At 46.0% G+C, this 2310-nt stretch carries 4 protein-coding genes; all 4 read left to right on the top strand.

The annotated features are described in order from the left end of the window. Positions 1–82 precede the first annotated feature (82 nt). The 4 genes from PSE69_RS19790 to PSE69_RS19775 all read left to right on the top strand — a co-directional run bounded on the left by PSE69_RS19790 (position 83) and on the right by PSE69_RS19775 (position 2107). The gene (locus PSE69_RS19790) at positions 83–772 is read left to right on the top strand and encodes a helix-turn-helix transcriptional regulator (protein ID WP_272675353.1); all 690 of its coding nucleotides are present in this window, start codon (positions 83–85) and stop codon (positions 770–772) included. A 16-nt stretch (positions 773–788) separates the two neighbouring features. Next, positions 789–1286 carry a hypothetical protein gene (locus PSE69_RS19785; protein WP_272675352.1) on the top strand — a complete coding sequence of 166 codons (498 nt, stop codon included), beginning with the start codon at positions 789–791 and terminating at the stop codon, positions 1284–1286. 71 nt (positions 1287–1357) lie between these two features. Beyond that, entirely contained in the window at positions 1358–1822 is a 465-nt protein-coding gene (locus PSE69_RS19780) for a hypothetical protein (RefSeq protein WP_272675351.1), read from the top strand. 66 nt (positions 1823–1888) lie between these two features. Further along, entirely contained in the window at positions 1889–2107 is a 219-nt protein-coding gene (locus PSE69_RS19775; RefSeq protein ID WP_004916951.1) for a hypothetical protein, read from the top strand. The last annotated feature ends 203 nt before the right edge of the window (positions 2108–2310 follow it).

Here is a 2310-nt window from a genome sequence, read left to right as displayed (position 1 = left end):
GCGTATCTGCGCCAAAAGTCCCTTTCACCGGCCTAAGCCCACGCTTAAGCCCTTTTGTGTTATCGCTGGTAGGAAACCGAATATGGCACAACCGTCACCTCGCCATGACCGATTAGTTCATCGGCTGGCGTATATCCTGACCCATTTATTTAAAGGAGAAACGTTATCACCCCGAGTTTTAGCGACTGAATTTAATGTGTCCCTGCGTACCATACAGCGGGATTTTCATGAACGTTTGGTCTATTTGGACATTGAACAACAGGAGGAAGGCTATCGTCTTGCGGGCGGACAATCCGCCTTACGTACTGACAGTGATATTTTGCAGTTTGCCCAGATTACCGATATTACTCCGCTTTTTCCGGTGCTTGACCGCAAATTGCTGTCGTTATTATTGAGTCGGCACGCGCAAGGCTCCCCGTATGTAGTCTATCACGCACCGCCCAAAGCCTTGCCGTCCGTGTACGGCGGCTTTGCTTTAATCACACAAGCCATTTTGGATAACCGGTTTATTCATTATGAGATTGGGGGAAAAACCACGCATTGGGTCGCACCGTATAAGCTCACTTATTTTAATGGGCATTGGTATGTCTGCGGCGTGATGAATGGCCTTATTCATGCGGTTGAGTTGCTACATCTGCGTGATGTGGGGCTCAGTGCCCGGCACTTTAAGCCCGACACTGCCTTATTACAACGTATGACTGAGCGCGCTTTTATACAGGCTTTACCCCATTTTCAATATATCAAAGGGATATTGCATCCCCATCAAACTTAACCATCAAGGAGACACGATGACGCAGCCATTAAAAACACGCCTTTTCCCGCTTAAGTGGGGAGTGCCCTTTATTACCAGTACCTTACTCTTTTTATCGCCCGCCGCACACAGTCTAATTTTAGATGAAGAGTGGGGGGATTGGTATGGCAGTACCGCGATGGCATGGGCGCTGACAACGCAAAATGAAGCAGGTGAAACCCTCACGTTAACCTGCACGAATAAAGCGTTTCGTGTCCAACTGAACGCGCCGGATTTTACGGAGCCCGTTGGCTCTGATTACTTCGTTCAAGGCATGCAGCTGCGTATCAACGATACCGCGTACGATTTTTTTCCTAGCGCATTTGAAGATACCGTTGGACCGGATAAAACCTTATTCCATGCCCTTAAGCAAACGAAAGACACCGACACTTTACAATTTACGTCTTTACAAATTGATTCCCAGCCCTTTTCGGCAAAAGGTCTCGCTGAGGCACTCGCCGATACCGATTATCAAGACTGTGTTGACCATATGTAAGCTTCATTCCTGGGTCAATCGTTGCTTTATTAACAATCTCATTCCAATATATTCTAAAAGGAGTTACTTCAGTGATAAATAAACTAAAATATCCTCTATTATCCAGCCTGTTGCTGACACTCGCCGTCAGTACGGCCGCACAAGCCGTCACGTTACGCGGGGAAATTCAACCTGACCGTTACACCTACTACCTCACGCCAGCTTATGGCAAAACGTTAAAGGCGCTAAATGATAAATCCAATCGCCCTTACTACCCCATTTATCCACACGGTGAGCTTTACCCTTATGGCTCTTATCAACAAACCAAAGATAAACCCGCCCCCACTGCCATGACCTGCATCAGCAGCGTTTATTACAATCGAGGTGCAGCGGCTAATTGGCTAAAAATTGCTTGTGTCGATAATAACGGTTTGGAGTATGAAGGCAATCAAAAATGGCCACCAAAGTCTGTTGCCACCCGCATTTGTAAAGTGGGAGAAGCACGATGTGATTCCTTCTTGAGCTTAAAGAGTGACGGTTGGTCAGGTCCACAATAACGTGTCGTTAATCATTTATCCACATTAAGCCAGCCTCACGGTTGGCTTTTTTCATTAAGGAAAAACATGTCAATTTTAAAACTCATGGCCACCACCGCCAGTGTTGTATCACTAGTCTACGCGACAAAATATGCACAACAAACCATTGCCGAAAAAATGGCTCAAACGGGGCAGTATTCCGATGCAGAAATACAGGCAGCACGGTTAGGCACAATATTGGCCTGTGCTGATTTACTTGGTGGTGCACTGGATAAACTGCTGAATACCTTCTTTAAAGCACACTAGCCCCTTCGATTTACATTCTATCCAATAGACATACGGCAGACGAGCGAGTCTGCCGTTTTTTATTCCCTTCAATATCACTAATATCAAGGTTATTTTTATGAATACTGGCACAATCGCAATGACATCGGTTCCCAACCACCAACGCGCAGATTTCTGGCAAACTCATTTTGGCAACGTTAAAGGCTTTTCAACCTTTGAAGTGG

Source organism: Providencia sp. PROV122 (assembly GCF_028482365.1).
Taxonomy (GTDB): domain Bacteria; phylum Pseudomonadota; class Gammaproteobacteria; order Enterobacterales; family Enterobacteriaceae; genus Providencia; species Providencia stuartii.
This window is presented reverse-complemented; position numbering and strand designations above follow the sequence as displayed.

Coding starts and splice junctions, on each gene's coding strand:
- PSE69_RS19790 (WP_272675353.1), top strand. CDS start 83: ATGGCACAACCGTCACCTCGCCATGACCGATTAGTTCATCGGCTGGCG.
- PSE69_RS19785 (WP_272675352.1), top strand. CDS start 789: ATGACGCAGCCATTAAAAACACGCCTTTTCCCGCTTAAGTGGGGAGTG.
- PSE69_RS19775 (WP_004916951.1), top strand. CDS start 1,889: ATGTCAATTTTAAAACTCATGGCCACCACCGCCAGTGTTGTATCACTA.